The 17,060-nt window shown below is 55.5% G+C and carries 18 protein-coding genes; all 18 read right to left on the bottom strand.

Going from position 1 to position 17,060, the window contains the following annotated elements; translation table 11 throughout:
- Nucleotides 1–111: 111 nt before the first annotated feature.
- Nucleotides 112–546: a Holliday junction resolvase RuvX gene (gene ruvX, locus B5F54_RS03985; RefSeq protein ID WP_087230826.1), complete on the bottom strand. Its 435-nt coding sequence runs from the start codon at nucleotides 544–546 to the stop codon at nucleotides 112–114.
- Nucleotides 543–1,271 carry a histidine phosphatase family protein gene (locus B5F54_RS03980; RefSeq protein WP_087230823.1) on the bottom strand — a complete coding sequence of 243 codons (729 nt, stop codon included), beginning with the start codon at nucleotides 1,269–1,271 and terminating at the stop codon, nucleotides 543–545. Before B5F54_RS03980 ends, ruvX begins: the two co-directional genes overlap by 4 nt.
- Before the next feature lie 29 nt (nucleotides 1,272–1,300).
- The gene (locus B5F54_RS03975) at nucleotides 1,301–2,212 is read right to left on the bottom strand and encodes a dihydroorotate dehydrogenase (RefSeq protein ID WP_087230820.1); all 912 of its coding nucleotides are present in this window, start codon (nucleotides 2,210–2,212) and stop codon (nucleotides 1,301–1,303) included.
- Between the two features lie 12 nt (nucleotides 2,213–2,224).
- Nucleotides 2,225–2,989, bottom strand: coding sequence for a dihydroorotate dehydrogenase electron transfer subunit (locus B5F54_RS03970; protein WP_330396769.1), 765 nt, complete (start codon nucleotides 2,987–2,989; stop codon nucleotides 2,225–2,227).
- Entirely contained in the window at nucleotides 2,986–3,915 is a 930-nt protein-coding gene (pyrF, locus tag B5F54_RS03965; protein WP_087230818.1) for an orotidine-5'-phosphate decarboxylase, read from the bottom strand. The genes B5F54_RS03970 and pyrF overlap by 4 nt, the downstream gene beginning before the upstream one ends.
- 42 nt (nucleotides 3,916–3,957) lie before the next feature.
- Nucleotides 3,958–5,235 (bottom strand): dihydroorotase, encoded by a 1,278-nt coding sequence (locus B5F54_RS03960; RefSeq protein ID WP_087230815.1) that lies wholly within the window; start codon nucleotides 5,233–5,235, stop codon nucleotides 3,958–3,960.
- 248 nt (nucleotides 5,236–5,483) lie between these two features.
- Nucleotides 5,484–7,229 carry an NADH-dependent [FeFe] hydrogenase, group A6 gene (locus tag B5F54_RS03955; protein ID WP_087230812.1) on the bottom strand — a complete coding sequence of 582 codons (1,746 nt, stop codon included), beginning with the start codon at nucleotides 7,227–7,229 and terminating at the stop codon, nucleotides 5,484–5,486.
- 18 nt (nucleotides 7,230–7,247) lie between these two features.
- On the bottom strand, nucleotides 7,248–9,041 hold the full coding sequence (gene nuoF, locus B5F54_RS03950; protein ID WP_087230810.1) for an NADH-quinone oxidoreductase subunit NuoF: 1,794 nt from the start codon (nucleotides 9,039–9,041) through the stop codon (nucleotides 7,248–7,250).
- Nucleotides 9,042–9,053: 12 nt separating this feature from the next.
- Nucleotides 9,054–9,425 (bottom strand): (2Fe-2S) ferredoxin domain-containing protein, encoded by a 372-nt coding sequence (locus tag B5F54_RS03945; RefSeq protein WP_087230809.1) that lies wholly within the window; start codon nucleotides 9,423–9,425, stop codon nucleotides 9,054–9,056.
- 1 nt (nucleotide 9,426) lies between these two features.
- The gene (locus B5F54_RS03940; protein ID WP_242969629.1) at nucleotides 9,427–9,957 is read right to left on the bottom strand and encodes an ATP-binding protein; all 531 of its coding nucleotides are present in this window, start codon (nucleotides 9,955–9,957) and stop codon (nucleotides 9,427–9,429) included.
- A gap of 25 nt (nucleotides 9,958–9,982) precedes the next feature.
- Complete coding sequence (locus tag B5F54_RS03935) at nucleotides 9,983–10,480, bottom strand: NADH-quinone oxidoreductase subunit NuoE family protein (RefSeq protein ID WP_087230803.1); 498 nt, start codon at nucleotides 10,478–10,480, stop codon at nucleotides 9,983–9,985.
- 187 nt (nucleotides 10,481–10,667) lie between these two features.
- Nucleotides 10,668–11,387: a PHP domain-containing protein gene (locus tag B5F54_RS03930; RefSeq protein WP_087230800.1), complete on the bottom strand. Its 720-nt coding sequence runs from the start codon at nucleotides 11,385–11,387 to the stop codon at nucleotides 10,668–10,670.
- On the bottom strand, nucleotides 11,384–11,716 hold the full coding sequence (locus B5F54_RS03925) for a hypothetical protein (RefSeq protein ID WP_087230797.1): 333 nt from the start codon (nucleotides 11,714–11,716) through the stop codon (nucleotides 11,384–11,386). The genes B5F54_RS03930 and B5F54_RS03925 overlap by 4 nt, the downstream gene beginning before the upstream one ends.
- Entirely contained in the window at nucleotides 11,706–13,022 is a 1,317-nt protein-coding gene (locus B5F54_RS03920; RefSeq protein ID WP_087230795.1) for a [Fe-Fe] hydrogenase large subunit C-terminal domain-containing protein, read from the bottom strand. The genes B5F54_RS03925 and B5F54_RS03920 overlap by 11 nt, the downstream gene beginning before the upstream one ends.
- A gap of 3 nt (nucleotides 13,023–13,025) precedes the next feature.
- Nucleotides 13,026–13,469, bottom strand: coding sequence for an ATP-binding protein (locus B5F54_RS03915; protein WP_087230793.1), 444 nt, complete (start codon nucleotides 13,467–13,469; stop codon nucleotides 13,026–13,028).
- Entirely contained in the window at nucleotides 13,466–13,816 is a 351-nt protein-coding gene (locus B5F54_RS03910) for a DRTGG domain-containing protein (RefSeq protein ID WP_087230791.1), read from the bottom strand. Before B5F54_RS03910 ends, B5F54_RS03915 begins: the two co-directional genes overlap by 4 nt.
- A 193-nt stretch (nucleotides 13,817–14,009) precedes the next feature.
- Nucleotides 14,010–14,996, bottom strand: coding sequence for a hypothetical protein (locus tag B5F54_RS03905; protein ID WP_087230789.1), 987 nt, complete (start codon nucleotides 14,994–14,996; stop codon nucleotides 14,010–14,012).
- A gap of 23 nt (nucleotides 14,997–15,019) precedes the next feature.
- Nucleotides 15,020–16,912, bottom strand: coding sequence for a TasA family protein (locus B5F54_RS03900; protein WP_172749548.1), 1,893 nt, complete (start codon nucleotides 16,910–16,912; stop codon nucleotides 15,020–15,022).
- Nucleotides 16,913–17,060 lie beyond the last annotated feature (148 nt).

Below are 17,060 nucleotides of genomic sequence, written 5' to 3'. Positions count from 1 at the left end.
TCCTCTTGCTTTCTGCAAAAATTCTATAGATTGTATAAAAAACAAACGTAAATTTCAGTAATAAAGAAACAACCATGGAAACCGTATCTGTCCCCATGGTTGTTATGCGATTCAGTTGTTGAACAAATGCTTCCGATTCCGGCGGTACATCAGATAATCCTCTAAAATGATCGTTGCCGCCACCGCATCGACCACAGCCTTCCGCTTCTTTCCCCGCGTATCCGTGTCGTTCAGATATCCGTGCGCTGTGATGGTTGTCCCGCGCTCGTCCTGCATATGCACCGGCACATCGATCAAAGCGCGCAACTGTTCGGCAAATGCGCGCGCGCTTTGGGCGCTTTCGCCCTCGCTGCCGTCCATATTGCGTGGAAGCCCTACAACAATTTCGCCCACACGATATTCCCCGGCTTTTGCGGCAACGGCAGCCGCAAGGCGTTCCCGGTTGTATTCCTGTATAACGCCCACTGGGGAAGCCAAAAGCTCCCCCTCATCGCATACAGCCAAACCTGTACGCGCTTTTCCCAGATCAACTGCTAAAATTCTCATCGTCTACGCTCCCGATTCTCCCGCCGCCACCAGGTCTGTTTGGCAAATACGGAGACCTCTGGCGTCAAGTGGGAGGCATCATTCCATACGGCGAGGTGGGGGTTCCCCTGTTGATCGAAGTCAATCACGCTGACGGCTGTGTTGTCGCACCAATCCACGTCGTTCAACTGCTCCAACGGTTTGTTCATCGCATGGCAGAGGATGTTCCGGATGGCACAGCCGTGGGACGCCACACAGACCGTCTTTCCCGGATTTTCGCGCACAATGGCACGCACCGCTTCCCATACGCGGTCATAGACCTGGCGCATGCTCTCCCCATGGGGCGCGCAAAAATTCTGCGGCGCGGTATACCAATTGGCGTCCTGCTCCGGCGCGACCTTGGGCAGATCCGCCCACAGGAGCCCCTCATAATCGCCGCCATCGATTTCCTGCAAGCGCTTCTCCGCATGAATCGGAAGATGATGATAGCGGTTGACCGCCTCCGCGGTCAACCAAGCGCGCTTGAGCGGGCTGGAATACATGGCGTCAATCCGTATATTCCGGAGGCGCAGGGCTAAGAGCTCCAGCTGCTTTTCCCCATTGCCGGAGATCCCGCAGTCGGAGCTGCCCTGGAACCGCCCGTTCGTATTGCCCTCCGCTTCGCAGTGGCGCACCAACAAAATGCGGGTGGCCCCTTCCGGCTTTTGGGGAATGGCGTTATAACTTGATGAATGAAGTGTTTCCATGCGAACACAACCTTCCAAATGGGATTAACTCAATAGGCACACACGGCGCCCGTCAGCTCAGTCACAGAAGCAATGTGGTTCTCATCCAAATAGCGGTTCAGGCCGTCCAAGATCTTGATGGGCGCATACGGGTCCGTAAACAGAACGGTGCCGATCTGCAGGGCCGACGCACCGGCCAGCAACATCTCCACGGCGTCCTGCCAAGTGCTGATGCCGCCCAACCCGATGACCGGAACCTTGACGCGCTGCGCCGCCTGCCACACCATGCGCACAGCGACTGGGAATACCGCCGGTCCGGAAAGCCCGCCCGTGTTATTGCGGAGAATCGGCCGGCGAGTGCGGATGTCAATCCGCATACCTGTCAACGTATTGATGAGGGAGATCGCGTCTGCGCCGCCTGCTTCCGCCGCGGCCGCAATTTCCCCGATATCGGCAACATTGGGGGACAGCTTGACAATCAGCGGTTTGCGGCAATACTTGCGCACAGCCACCGTGATCTCTTCCACACTTGCGCAGGAGGTCCCGAAGGCAACGCCGCCGTGCTTGACATTGGGACAGGAGATATTCAATTCCACCATATCGACGTCGCTCTCCGAGAGCTTTTCCGCCATACGGCAGTAATCCTGCTGCGTGTTCCCCGCGATATTCGCAATGACGACCGTCCCCTGCTGTTTCAGCCGGGGAAGGTCCTCTTCAATAAAGTGATCGACACCCGGATTTTGCAGGCCCACCGAGTTCAACATTCCGGAGGGCGTTTCCGCAATGCGGGGCGGCGGGTTACCTGGACGCTCCTGAAGGGTAATGCCCTTGCAGGAAATCCCCCCCAATGTGGAGAGCGGATAAAATTCCTGGTATTCCCGGCCAAAGCCGAAGGTGCCGGAGGCGGCAATCAGTGGGTTTTCAAACGCAACCCCTGCGATCTTTACCTGTAAATCAGCCATGTTCCCGCCTCCTCAATCCAAAACAACATTCTGATAGGGGAACACCGGGCCGTCTTTGCAGACATGCCCAAAATATTCCCGTCCATCTGCGAGCAGCTTGCAGGCGCATCCCAGGCACGCGCCGATGCCGCAGGCCATGCGTTCCTCCAAGGAGATCTGGCATTCCACGCCGCGCTCTTTTGCAACCGCACAGACCGCCTTCAACATGGGCGTCGGCCCGCAGGCAAAAAGGACATCAAAATCGAGGTCCTTCAGGCAATCCGTCACCAGGCCGTGGTGCCCCATGCTGCCGTCGTCGGTCGCTATGCGCACTTCACAGCCGTTGGCGCGGAAATCCTCTTCCAAAATCACAGCGTCCCGGTTGCGGAAACCGAGCACAGCGGTCGCATTCTTTCCAAATGCTTTCGATGCCTCCAAAAGCGGCGGAACGCCGATGCCGCCGCCCACAAATACTGCCTTGCGGGAACAATCCCCCAAGACAAAGCCGTGCCCGAGCGGCGCCAGGATGTCGAGGGTTGCCCCCTCTTCCAGACCTGCCAACATACGGGTCCCTTCGCCGCGGATCTGGAACACGAAGCGCAATGTCCCAGCCGCACGGTCTACGCCGCAGATCGAAATCGGGCGGCGCAGCGTCTTGCCCGGCACATAGATATGCGCAAACTGGCCCGCCTGCGCAGCCGCTGCAAAGTCCGGCGCTTCTACAACGAAGTCAAAAATATCCTTTGCAAGCTCCCGCTTTTGCAGAAGCTTGCAATCCTTTACATCGTATTTCATCATTTGATCGTCCCAATCTCCCCTACGATTTCGTCGCGCATCCGCACTGCCTCTGCTGCCGCCGCCTTTGCATAGTCGTGTTCCGGCGCATGCTGCTTCTGCCATGCACAGAGGATGGAGCGGGAGGCGTTCACGATTGCACCGCGGCCGTTGGCGTCAAAGGCCGGGGCCACATCCTTAGCGCCGCCGCCCTGCGCTCCGTAGCCGGGCACCAGGAAGAAGGTATGCGGCAAGGCCGAACGCAGCTCACGCAGCTGCTCCGGATACGTCGCGCCGACAACCGCGCCAACGCCCGAATAGCCATACTTACCGGGGAGTTCTTCGCCCCACTGCTCGCAAAGCGCACCCATCGTGGCATAGAGCGTCTTCTGATCGTCCAAAACACGATTTTGCAGCTCTCCAGAGGAGGGGTTTGAGGTCTTGACCAACACAAAGATACCCTTATCCTCCGCCTTGCAGATGGAGAGGAGCGGCTTGATGCCGTCCGAACCCAGATAGCCGTTCACCGTCAGCGCATCCCCGCCAAACGGGACGCAGAGCTCGTCTTCCACCAGGACCGTGCCGAGGTGTGCCGCCGCATAAGCTTCCATCGTCGTGCCGATGTCGTTGCGCTTGCCGTCCGTAATCACGAACATCCCTTTTTCGCTCGCATAGGCAATGGTATCGTGCAGCGTTTTGACCCCCTGCCAGCCGTACATCTCATAATAGGCACACTGGGGCTTCACTGCGGGGACAATCTCACACAGCGCATCGATCAATCCCTTATTGAATTCCAGGATCGCTGCCGCTGCGCCTTCCAAATTCTTTCCATATTTCGCAAAGGCTTCCTCCTTGATATAGGAGGGGATATAGTCGAGTTTTGGGTCCAATCCCGCCACAGTCGGGTTCTGCAAGGTTGCAATCCGCTCTATCAGTCGGTCAAATGCCATGTTCGTTTCCACCCTTCTATTTTCTCTGATCGTTTTTCTTCCTCATTCGCCATCGCGATAGACAATTTTGCCGCCGCAGATGGTCAACTTTACGCGCCCTGTCAAAAGCCGCCCCTTAAAGACCGCATTGCGGCTCTTCCCGTGCAGCTTCTCCGGGTCCACCGTCCACTGCTCTTCCGGGTCAAACAGCACCAGATCCGCCGGCCTACTGGTCTCCAATGTTCCCGCCGGAATCTTCAAGATCTTGGCCGGCGCTGTGCTCATCAACCGGAGCAGTTCCCGAAGCGTCAGCAGGCCGGGCTTGACCAGGTAGGTGATCCCGGCAGCGAGGGAGGTCTCCATCCCGATGCTCCCATTCGGCGCCTTGGAAAAATCCGCCTTTTCCTGCGGCGTGTGTGGAGCGTGGTCGGTTGCAATCGCATCGATGGTCCCATCCCGAAGCCCTTCGATCACCGCCAAGCGGTCCGCCTCCGTGCGCAAGGGCGGGCTCATCCGGAAATCCGCGTCCCGCGCCCGCAGCAGGGCGTCGGTCAGGCTAAAATAATGCGGTGCCGTCTCCGCAGTCACCTGCACGCCCCGGCGCTTTGCATCCCGAATCATGGCCACCGACGTGCGAGAACTCACATGACAGATATGGATCGGGACCTGATACGCTTCCGCCAGAGCAATGTCCCGCGCCGTTCCGCAGTCCTCGGCCGCGTTGGGCACACCTGGCACGCCCAGTTCGCGCGAAACCGCCCCTTCGTTCATCAGGCCGCCCTTGGAGAGGTCAAGGTCTTCGCAATGGGATACCACCCGCATTCCCAGCTCAGGCGCTACCTGCATCGCGCGGGCCATCAAGCGGGAATGGACAACCGGGCGCCCATCGTCGCTCAATGCAACCGCGCCTGCCTCCCGCAGGGCCGCAAGGTCGTCCAATTCCCCGCTTTGCAATCCCTTTGTAATGGCAGCCGCCACATAGACATGTGCATCCGCTTGGGAAGCCTTGTCCAAAATATAGCGCACCGTTTCCGGGGTATCGATGGCCGGCTTCGTATTGGGCATGCAGAGCAAGCTGGTCACACCGCCCGCCGCCGCTGCACGACAGCCGGTGAGGATGTCTTCCTTTTCGGTAAAGCCCGGGTCGCGCAGATGGACATGCATGTCCACCAGGCCGGGGGCTACAACCATCCCGCTTGCGTCGATCACCTGCGCGTCCGATGCTTCGACCGTCCCGCCAACCTGCTGTAAAGAACCGTCTACCAGCAAAAGATCCCCGATCTGGTCCAAGTCAGAGGACGGGTCGAGAATCCTTGCGTGCCGCAGTAAAAGCTTTTCCAAAACGCACCTCCTGGATGGAATTTTTGTTGGTTCTATTATACCGATTCCTCCAAAAAAAGTAAAGGAAGCCTTTCGCTCGAAAAACGACCGATGCTCCGGCAATTTTTCATCTATTTTTGTGTGGCGGATCGGCCAGATGGATTCCAGAGAGGACAGAAGGATTCTGTCCTCTCTGGAATCCTCATAAAAAGGCCCGGACAGAAGCTCTGTCCGGGCCTTTTATCGACCAATCTTAATTTATAAAACGATTAGAATCTCTTTCTGGCAACGTAGCTGGTGTGCAGAAGCTCGTGCGCCTTGTGGCTGCCGGGCTCACCCAAATACTCGTCGTACACCAGTTTGATCAGCGGGCTCTCGTGGCTCTTGCGCAGCGGGAGGTTCTTGTCCTCTTCGTAGAGCGCCTTTGCACGCAGGCCCTTGAGGTCTGTGAAGCTGCGGACCGTTGCGGACTGGATCGGCTGGCCGCCGCCATTGACACAACCGCCCGGGCAGCACATGATCTCAATAAAGTGATAGTCGGCTTCACCCTTGCGGACCTTCTCAAGCACCTCGTTGGCGTTGCTCAGGCCGCTGACCGCCGCCACTTTGACATCCATGCCGCCGACATGATAGACGGCTTCCTTGATGCCCTCGGTGCCGCGCACCTCGGTGTAATCGATGTTGTCCAGGCTCTTGCCCTCCAGAACGTCCGCTGCGGTTCTGAGCGCCGCCTCCATAACGCCGCCCGTCGCGCCAAAGATCGCGGCCGCGCCGGTGGAAATACCCATCGCGTCGTCGAACTCCTCATCTGGCAGGTTGACAAAGTCCAGATGCGCACGGTTGATCAGGCGGGACAGCTCGCGCGTAGTGATGGAGATATCCGTATCCGGGATGCCCTCGCCTGCGGCATCCTGGTCGTCACGCTTGATCTCAAATTTCTTTGCAATGCAGGGCATGACGCTGACCACGACGATGTTCTTCGGGTCAAGGCCGTTCTTCTCTGCAAACCAAGTCTTAATCATCGCGCCGGTCATCTGCTGCGGGGACTTACAGGTGGACACATTCGGCAGCAGGTCCGGGAAATAATGCTCGCAGAACTTGATCCAGCCGGGCGAGCAGGAGGTGATCATCGGCAGTACGCCGCCGTTCTTCACACGGTCGAGGAATTCTGTGGCCTCTTCCATGATGGTGAGGTCGGCGCCGAAGTCGGTGTCAAACACCTTATCAAAGCCCAGGCGGCGCAGGGCGGCAACCATCTTGCCCTTGACGTTGGTGCCGACCGGCATGCCGAAGCATTCGCCCAAAGTTGCACGGATGGCCGGAGCGGTCTGTACCACGACATATTTCTCCGGATCGTTGATCGCTGCAAGGACCTCGTCGCACTGATCGCGCTCTGTGAGGGCACCCGTCGGGCAGCTCACAATGCACTGGCCACAGGAAACGCAGGCCACTTCGTTCAGCGGACGTTCAAACATACAGCCAATGTGGGTATCGAACCCGCGGCCGTTCGGTCCGATCACAGCCACATGCTGGTTGGCGCAAGCGGCCACGCAGCGGCGGCAGAGGATGCACTTTCCATTGTCGCGGACCAAATACTCCGTGGATTCATCCTTCTGGGCTTCCGGTTTTGCACCGTCAAAGTGCTCGGCGTCGTCCACGCCCAGCTCATAGCAGAGGGACTGCAGCTCGCAGCTTCCGCTGCGCTTGCAGGTGAGGCACTTGCGGTCGTGCACGGAGAGCAGCAGCTCCAGCGTGAGCTTGCGGGATTCCTGCACCTTCGGTGTATTGGTGAAAACTTCCATCCCCTCGTTGACCGGATAAACGCAGGCCGCAACCAAAGAACGGGCGCCCTTCACTTCTACAACGCACATACGGCAAGCGCCAATTTCGTTGATATCCTTCAGGAAGCACAGTGTGGGGATGTTGATGCCCGCATACCGTGCAGCCTCCAAAATCGTAGAATCCTTCGGCACCGAGAGGGGCATGCCGTTGATTTTTATATTGACCATATCCATTGATGGCACACTCCTTTCTTATCTCTTCACAATCGCGTTGAACTTGCACTTCTCCATGCAAGCGCCGCACTTGATGCATTTGCTCGTATCGATCACATGCGGCTTCTTCACGGTACCGCTGATCGCCCCGACCGGGCAGTTGCGTGCGCAAAGCGTACAGCCTTTGCACTTGTCTTCGAGGATATAGTAATTCGTCAACGCCTTACATGCGCCCGCCGGGCAGCGTTTCTCCGTGACGTGCGCGATGTACTCATCGCGGAAATAATGCAGGGTGGAGAGCACCGGGTTCGGCGCCGTCTGGCCCAAAGCGCAGAGCGAATTTTCTTTCAGATAATTGCAGAGCTCTTCCAAACGGTCGATGTCCTCCAGGGTGCCGTTGCCGCTGGTGATCTTATTGAGGATTTCCAACAGGCGGCGCGTACCAACGCGGCACGGGGTACACTTTCCACAGGATTCATCCACGGTGAATTCCAGGAAGAACTTCGCGATGTCCACCATACAGGTGGTGTCGTCCATGACAATCAGGCCGCCGGAACCCATCATGGAGCCGATGGCGATCAGGTTGTCGTAATCGATCGGTACATCCATCTGGGAGGCCGGGATACAGCCGCCGGAAGGGCCGCCGGTCTGGGCTGCCTTAAAGGTATGGCCGTCCGGCACGCCGCCGCCGATCTCCTCGACGATTTCGCGCAGGGTGGTGCCCATGGGGACTTCCACTAGGCCGGTGTGCTTGATCTTGCCGCCCAGAGCGAACACCTTGGTGCCCTTGCTCTTTTCCGTACCCATAGAGGCGAACCAGTCCGCGCCCTTCAGGATGATTTGGGCGACATTGGCATACGTTTCAACGTTGTTCAGGATGGTCGGCTTTCCAAACAGGCCCTTGAGTGCTGGGAACGGAGGACGCGGACGCGGCTCGCCACGCTTGCCCTCGATGGAGGTCATCAAAGCCGTCTCTTCGCCGCAGACGAACGCACCGGCGCCAAGGCGGAGTTCAATATCAAAATTGAAATCGGTATCAAAGATATGTTTACCGAGCAGGCCGTACTCTCTGGCCTGGTCGATGGCAATCTGCAAGCGCTTTACCGCGATCGGGTATTCGGCACGGACATAAATATATCCCTGGGACGCGCCGATCGCATAGCCGGCGATGGCCATGGCTTCCAGAACTGCATGCGGGTCGCCTTCCAAGATGGAACGGTCCATGAACGCGCCTGGGTCACCTTCATCCGCGTTGCAGCACACATATTTCTGATCCGCCTGGTTCTGTGCGGCAAAGAGCCACTTCCGGCCGGTCGGGAAACCTGCGCCGCCGCGGCCGCGCAGGCCGGACTTGGTGATTACATCGATGACGTCCTGTGGGGTCATTTCCGTGAGAACCTTGCCCAACGCCTGATAGCCGTCGACCGCTATGTACTCGTCGATGTCCTCGGGATTGATAACGCCGCAGTTGCGCAGCGCAACGCGGTGCTGTTTTTCATAGAAAGGCGTATGGTTCAAAGACTTGACGGAGTTGGAATTCTCCACCACGGTCTCTTGATAAAGAAGGCGCTTGACAATTCTGCCCTTGAGCAGATGCTCCTCCACGATCTCCGGCACATCGTCCGGCTTGACCATGCTATAGAACGCGCCCTCTGGATATACAATCATAATCGGGCCCAAGGCACAGAGGCCGAAGCAGCCCGTACGGATGACATTGACCTCCTGCTCGAGGCCTTTCGCGGCAATTTCCTCTTTCAGACGCTGGATAATCAGCTCACTGTTCGAGGAGGTACAACCCGTACCGCCGCAAACCAGTACATTCGAACGATACATTTTACAGCCTCCTTATTTTGAATTCGCGCCGATGGTAAACTCCGTGACGACGTTGCCGTTGACCAGGTGGTCGTTCACCATGCGGACCGCCTTTTCCGGCGTCATCTTCACATAGGTGATCTTGTCCTTGCCGGGTTCCACAACCTCGACAACCGGCTCAAACTGGCAGATGCCGATGCATCCCGTCTGGGTAACCATGACGTTCTGGAGGCCTCTTTTCGCCACCTCGTCCACGATGGTGGTGAGGACCGGGCGTGCGCCCGCAGCGATGCCGCAGGTGGCCATGCCGACCAATACGCGGATCGCGTCGTCCTGTCCTTCCCGCAGCGTAACCTTGCCGCGGGCTTTATCTCGGATTGCCTGAAGTTCCGCTAATGACTTCATACTATATTTTCTCCCCTTTGATGCTTTCTGTTTGTTCCTTGAGAAAGTCCCGCATCCATGCCACAACATCTGGCACGTTCAGCTCCACTTCCTCGCCCAAAATCCCGCGCAACTCACGGGTATCCAAAGTAAATTCACGGTCATCAATCCTGTGATGAAAGACAAAATCCCGGTCTGTATTGCATGTAATCAATAATAGGACCGTCTCGTTGATGTCCCCCAAAGGGATAAAATCCACATGGGAAGGCACAAACTCCGCCGTTACCGTCGTCCCTTTTCCTGGCTCGGAGTCGATCCGCAGCCCGCCGCCCGTCATCTCCGCCTCCATTTTAAAGAGCGGGATTCCTAAGCCCACCTTGCGCGTGGTGCGCGTGGTGAAAAAGGGGTCTATTACACGGGCAACCTGTTCCGCGGTCATTCCGCGGCCGTTGTCCACAATCCGGATCGTCAAGCGGTCCAGGGCGGTGTCCTCACAGACATCCACCGTGATACAGGATGCGCCCGCCGAAATGGAATTCTGCGCGATGTCCATCACATTTAAAGAGAGTTCCCGCATCTTAGTCGTTGTACTTTGCCAAGATCCCGTCGACCTCTTCCGGCACCAAACGGCCATACACATCATCATTGATGGTCATAACCGGCGCCAAACCGCAAGCGCCGATGCAGCGGCAAGCGGTCAAAGAAAACTTCCCATCCGGGGTACATTCTTCGGGCTGGATGCCAAGGGCAGAACTCACCTTATCCAGGACTGCAGCTGCGCCCTTTACATAGCAGGCCGTCCCCAGGCAGATAGAGATATTATATCTCCCCTTTGGGGTGAGCGAGAACTGCGAATAGAAGGTCGCCACGCCAAAGACTTCCTCCAACGGCTTGTTGAGGCCTTCCGCCACCATGGTTTGCACTTCCACCGGCAGATAGCCATAAATCTCCTGGGCCTCCTGCAAAACCGGCATGATCGCGCCTTTGTCATCTTTGTGCTTTTCAATTACTTCGTGCAGCTTCTTTTCCTGCTCCGGAGTCCCTTGAAAAGGCAAATTGCTTATTTTTTTTTGCATTCTTGTTCCTCCCTGTGATTTCCAAATGCAGCAAAATGTTTCGTAATGTTTCGAACATTTCGCCTCAAATGCATTATGATTTATTATAGCATACTGTTTGTAGAAAATCTACAATTTTTTTGTAATTTCTCCATGAAATATACTCGAAACAATCATGTTCAATAATTATTCATATAATTATGTAAAATTATGAATTTTGTCCATTTAAAAGCTGGATCACCGCCTCAGCAGATGCTTCCGGCAGCTCCAGCACCGGGCCGGGGTCCCGCATGTGTTCCAGGTAATGAGCGTCGGAATTTCGCAGGATGAACAGGCCCGACAGTTCCGGATTTGTTTGCAGAAGCTTCTCCGGGTCCCCGGAAAAGCTGATCTCTGCCGTACGAAACCCCGCCTCCGGGGGAATCGCCCCTAAGGAAGCGATTACGCTATATGCCGGCTTATCCACATGGGCCGGGAAAGCTGTCCCGCCAAACCGCCTCGCCTCGCGCAGGACGTGATCCACCCCAATTTGCGTGGCGTTGATGAGCAAACGCTCCTCTTCCCCAAGGATGCGGTCTTGAGCATCCATCACCAGTTGACGTCCAAAGATCTCGGGCCGATTGGGAATTTTCAGGCTTTTTTCCTGCACAAATTCCTCAAACGCCTCTGCGGATGGGACGTCCGGGAACAAGCACACGACATGCGCTTCCTCCTGCGTGCATAGCTCCATGCCGGGGATCACCACAAGGCCCGCCTGCTCCCCCGCTCTGACCGCAGAGGCGGCGTTCCGGCAGGAGTTATGATCCGTCAGCGCAATGATATCGTATCCCAACAGTTTTGCCATATTGACCAAATTGTAGGGCGTCATATCATCGTCCCCGCAGGGCGAAAGGCAGGAATGCAGGTGAAAGTCGTAGAAGAACTTCATTTTTTCAGCAATTCCGCCAGCTGCGCGCCGAGCTCGTAGCTATTCTTTTCGCTGCCGAGAACCAGAATATCCTGCTGCTGCGCCTTGACGCGCGCCTCCTCGTCCAACGACGCATTGTCCGTCAGGACAATGCAGGCAGCGTCTGCCAGGGACGCCACGGCGATTGCATTGACATTGCCCATCACGGTAAACCATACTGCATCCGCCGGCAAGCGCGCCATGACCCAACTGAGCAGATCGCCCGTATAGCCTCCAGTCACCTCGCGGGAGAGGTCCTCCCCCACCAGCACATGCAGATCCAATTGCTTGCAAACTTGCTCAACGTTCATCGGAATCGGCCTCCTTATGATGCCCTGGCACAAAACCTCCCATAGAGGAGAGCGCTTGGGCGACCTGTTTAATTTCCTCGCGCAGAATAAAGATACACTCATTTTCCTTCGCAGATCCGCGGACCACATCCTCCGCAAATGCGCGGCAGGTTGGCGCGCCGCAGGAGCCGCAATCCAGCCCCGGCAGTTTCTCACAGATTTTGTCGATATCGGCCATCATGCGCAGGGCTTCGCCCATATCGTCGGAAAGCTTGAGCACGGGCGCAAATTCCAAATTATCCTGCCATTGCATACAAGGGGGAATCCCCTCTTCCAAATGGTTCTGCGAAACGGGGAGATACCGGCGCAGCCGCTGTAGCCGTGCCTTGGCGACATAGGCATTTTCCACGCAGAGCACCCCTCCAACGCACCCGCCCGCGCAGGCGTTTAATTCGATGAAGTCCAGCTCCTTGATGCGCTCGTCCTCCAACTCTTCCAACACGCGGATGACATTGTCCACACCGTCCGCCGCCAGATATTTGTCATTGAGCAGCGCCGCCGCCTCGCCGCCGCTGGACGCCCAGCCGACGCCGATCACACCGCACTGCATCAACGGCTCAACTGTCTCCGCTTTCTCCATTTTCTCCACCAAGGCGGGGAAAATCTCACTGATTGCAATTGCACCGTCCACATAGGACGTCTTGGTGCTGATCGGGCATTTTGTGTCCGTCACCTTAGCTGGACAGGGCGTGATAAAAAACGCGCCGATCTCTTCCAAGGGCAAGCCGGTCTTCTTCCTCGCCTCCTTTTTCACAAAGCGGGCCGCCGTCTCCATGGGGGAATTCAGCGGCAGCACATGCGAACAGAGTTCCGGGAACCGCACGCGGATCAAACGGACTACCGCCGGACACGCCGAGCTGATGATGGGCCGCTCCAGATGCCCCTGCTGCATCAACTTGCGCGTGGCATCGGAAACCAGCTCCGCACTGCGCGCAACCTCATACACCTCATCGAACCCCATCTTCTTGAGCCCGGTGAGGACGATGTCGATGTCGTCCAGGTTGTTAAACTGCCCGAACAAAGCCGGCGCCGGAAGAGCGATCTTATAGGAGTAGTTGTCCAACTCGGAGAGATGGTCAAACCGCGCCCGTTTTGCATGATGTGGGCAAACGCGGATACACTCGCCGCAATCGATGCAACGCTCTGAGATAATCTGCGCCTTTCCATCGCGCACCCGGATCGCCTCCGTCGGGCAGCGTTTGATGCAATTGGTGCATCCCATGCATTTCTCTTTATCCAAAATGACCGAATGGAAGAATTTCTCCATCGTTTAATCACCGCCCACCCGGTTCCTATCGGTAAATACAGTTATGTAAAGGGCTGTCCCCTCTCCCACTTTGGTATCTATGTCTAGGATATCGGAATATTTTTTGATATTTGGAAGGCCCATCCCCGCGCCAAAACCCAAGGAACGTACATTGTCCGGCGCTGTGGACCACCCTTCCTTCATCGCTTTGCTCAAGTCCTGGATGCCTGGGCCATGATCTTCGAGAACCACATAAATTTTATCCGGGTCAATTTCCACATGCGCCGTGCCGCCGCCCGCGTGGATGACCATATTGATTTCCCCTTCATACATCGCGATCGCTACACGGCGGATGACATCCGCATTGCAGCCAATCTGTTTTAGCTTCCGTTTTACATCGCTGGAAGCCGCGCCAGCCTGGGTGAAATCGTCGCCTGGCACCACATAATCAAATGTTAGGGCACTCATCCGACTTCACTTCCCCCTGACAGGCCATTGGTATAGAGCAGCCCGCATGCGGTAAACATACGGTAAGGGGTTTTCAGCACGGTGATCCCCTTCTCTTTTGCCAACTCTAGGACAGTGGCGTCAATCTCCTTCCCGCGGACAAAGATGATGCAATGCATGTCCATCATCTCCGCAGTGCGCACAACCTGTGGGTTCGTCAGGCCCGTGAGCAGTACGGATTGATCCTTGACAAAGGCCAGCACGTCGCTCATCATATCGCTGCCGCACGCCGTGCGGACCTCCAAATCGAGGTCGCCCTCTACCAGGATATCCGCCTTTAAAATTTTTACTACATCGCGTACCTTCATAGAACGTTCCTCCCGTTTCATCCTATACAATGTTTTTGGATTATAGATGATAAAATTTATGCATTTTTATTATAACATATTACAAAGGCGGAAACAACCGCTGAACGAGAAAGAGTGGCATAAAAAATACCCTTCTCTAAGTTGTTAGAGAAGGGTATTTTTGTTAATCACTATTTAGCAAAATTAGGTTTCATTAGAAGAAACCGCCGATTGTTACCGGTTTTACCGTAAATGTCACTTCGGAGGGATTAAAGCCATCCTGGCTGGAATAATTCACCGTGTAAGACTGCTCCTGCGGTTCAAGGATATAGCCGTTTTCTGCCAAATATACACGTACATCGTCCTTATCGAGGGTAAATTCCCCTTCGGAGTAAACGGTATGCGTGTAGGAAAGCCCTTCGATAGGATTTCCATCTTGGTCAGCAAATTTCACATTGAATTCTGCTGGCTCCGGGTCCGGCTGCTCTTGGATTGGCCGCACCGTGAATACCACCTCGGAAGGTTCAAATACGTCATTTCCGGAAGCATCCACCCCATAATTTACGGTATGGGACTGCTCCGGCGGGACAAGCTCATAACCGTTTTCTGCCAAGTATGCCTGCACGTCATCCGCATCAAGGGTAAACTCCCCATAGGAGATGGGGCGATACGAACAGGATAGGCTCTCTATACGGTTCCCATCCTCGTCTTCAAAATACACAGAGAACGTCGAAGATAGCTGCCTGAGCGAAAAATACTTGGTAGCGGAGCCGTTTCCCGTAGCCGGCGCCGTGTAATCCACGCTCAGCGGGTTCGGCTTTCCATTCCGGATGACCGCATATTGTGCGGGCACAATGTCAAACCCTGTCAATCCTTCTATACCCGTCGCCTCTTCCAGGCTTGGGGAGGCATACTGCCAGCCATATTGATTGAGTCCACGCGAAGGAATTTTCACTCCATTCACATGGAGCACCCAGGCGTATTCATATGGATAAGCCGGGGAAGTTGTCCACTTGTATTCCACTGTAACCGTCTGACCGCAAGGGACCCATAAATATCCCAAAGTTTTATAGCCATTATCGTTGATCCGGTACTCGACCTGGTAACTTCCGTCGATCGAATAATCATATGCAAAAGCCACCGACGAAACACAAAACAACATACATACGGCTAACAGAAGAGAAACCAATCTCTTTTTCATGTATTACACCTCTTTCTCCCTGCTTATTCAATCGTTCCGGTATTGAGGCAGACCGTCAGAGTGTTCCGGTATTCCGGATCCGTCGGCACGGAAAGGACCGGGTTCTCCTCTGTTCCAGAAGCGGCCGTATTGCGGATCGTACCCGTGTTCATCGTAACCAAACCCGCATTATACGTGGTACCTTTAATATTGGAACCGTCTTGCGGTGCAATCACCTTGCAATTTTCAATGGTTCCTGCATTGAGAACGGCCAGACCGCCGTTATTGAAGTACATATCAATGTCCTCATAAAGCGCCAAAATAATATCCGAATCGCTCAAATTGGGGTTGATCTTTCCCTGGAAAGTCGTGTTGCGGATCACAGCGTCTATTGTATTTTGGAACACAATTCCGCCGAAATCCATATTTTTTCCTTCGTTCTCCGGAGATGCTTCCAATACCCCGTTGATCGTGCCGTAGGAAACGCAGTCCTCGATTGTGCCGCCGTTGATCGCTACAATCGTGCCGCAATTATTGCCCGTCGTATTGATAACGCTGTCGGCTGCAATCGTCAGATTTTTCAGCGTACCCGTGTTTGTCTCAAACAGGCCCAAGTGGTCCTCGCCATTGATGGTATAACTCACACTGTACTTGACGCCCTGGTATTCCCCGTTCAAGCTACCGCTGAAGGACGGGGTCGGCACATACTCGCCCAATGCAATATCCGCGCCCAGGACAAAATGCTTGTCGCTGTAATTGCGGATCTTATTAAACTGCTCGGCATTCATAATTAGGAAGGGGTTCTCTTCCGAACCATCGCCGCCTGCAAAACCTGGGTCCTCCGGCTTTACCTCAAATTCAATGACAGCCGGGCCATTCGATACCGGAATAGCAACTTCTTTCGACGCCTGATCTGCTGGATCGTACACATAGCCTTCCGGCGCGGCTACATAGTGGGTGGCAGCTGCATAGCCCTGTGCTGCATCCATTAGTGCGAACGTATGAGTGCCCTTTTCCAGATCACTGTAGATCTTCGAATAGCTCTGTCCCAACAGTTCCCCTGTCTCCGTATTGCGGAAATCCACACGGACCTGATATGCTTCCGGATGTTCTGCAGGGTCCGGGTCCTCTGTGCCGGAACCGCCCTCGTCCGGATTTCCAGCCTCGGTGTCGTCCATCTGGTACGCATTCAGCACCAGTTTGCCGTGGTAGTGCTGGCCCTGGTACGCATTGCCGACCGTCTCCGGCAGATAGCCCGCGATCACATAGCGTGCTGTGCCGCCCGCCGGGATCATCGCTGTCATGTATGTATGGTTGGCTTCCTTCGCCGTGTTCTCAGATGCCACACCGTCCGGGTTCGCCACGGCCTCGTCATACGCCGTATTCAGGTTGACCCCTTCCATACGTGTCCACGTATCGCCCACGAGCTTGTAGACAAACACCTTCAGCACCGGCGCCAGGCGGTTTGCGCAGTCCTGCTTGCTGCCATCCTGGGTAATGGTGATGTTATCGTCCGTCAGAACCGGCTCGCCAGCCGCACAGCCATCGCCCGCTTCCAGGGAGAGTTTCACCTTTGCCGGCAGTGTGCCTTCGTTCTTGATTTCTACCGGCTTGAAGTACGCCGGGACCGGATCATAGTCGCTGTCTTTCAGCCCGGTCGTGCCGTCCTGCGTTACATCGTTGTCCCACTTTGCATTCCCGTTGTCCTCCAACTCCTTATAGAAGTTCTCGTACAACATCGGGCGCAGGTTCTCAAAGCTGAGATCCTCCGCATCCGTCTCCCCCGGCTTCACGCTGACATCCAAAATACCTGCTGAGAAGTTCGTGGCGACCTTCTCCGTGTCTGTGAACCACGCCATTGTGCCGCCCGCCAATAGGCACAGCACCAACAGCAGGGACACGCCAGACAAAATGACTCTGCTCTTTTTTGCCTTCATCTCTGCACCTCCATTGTTTTGGCAGGTTTTCATAGCCTGCCCGCCTAAACCCTCAATATAGGACATATATCTGGAAGATGTTGCTCATCTTCCTGTTATTGTTATTATAAACAATTTGAAGTGCGATTTACATTCGTATTTTTCCGAT

Origin of the sequence: Anaeromassilibacillus sp. An250, from assembly GCF_002159845.1 — a bacterium.
In the GTDB taxonomy this organism is placed as follows: domain Bacteria; phylum Bacillota; class Clostridia; order Oscillospirales; family Acutalibacteraceae; genus Anaeromassilibacillus; species Anaeromassilibacillus stercoravium.
This window is presented reverse-complemented; position numbering and strand designations above follow the sequence as displayed.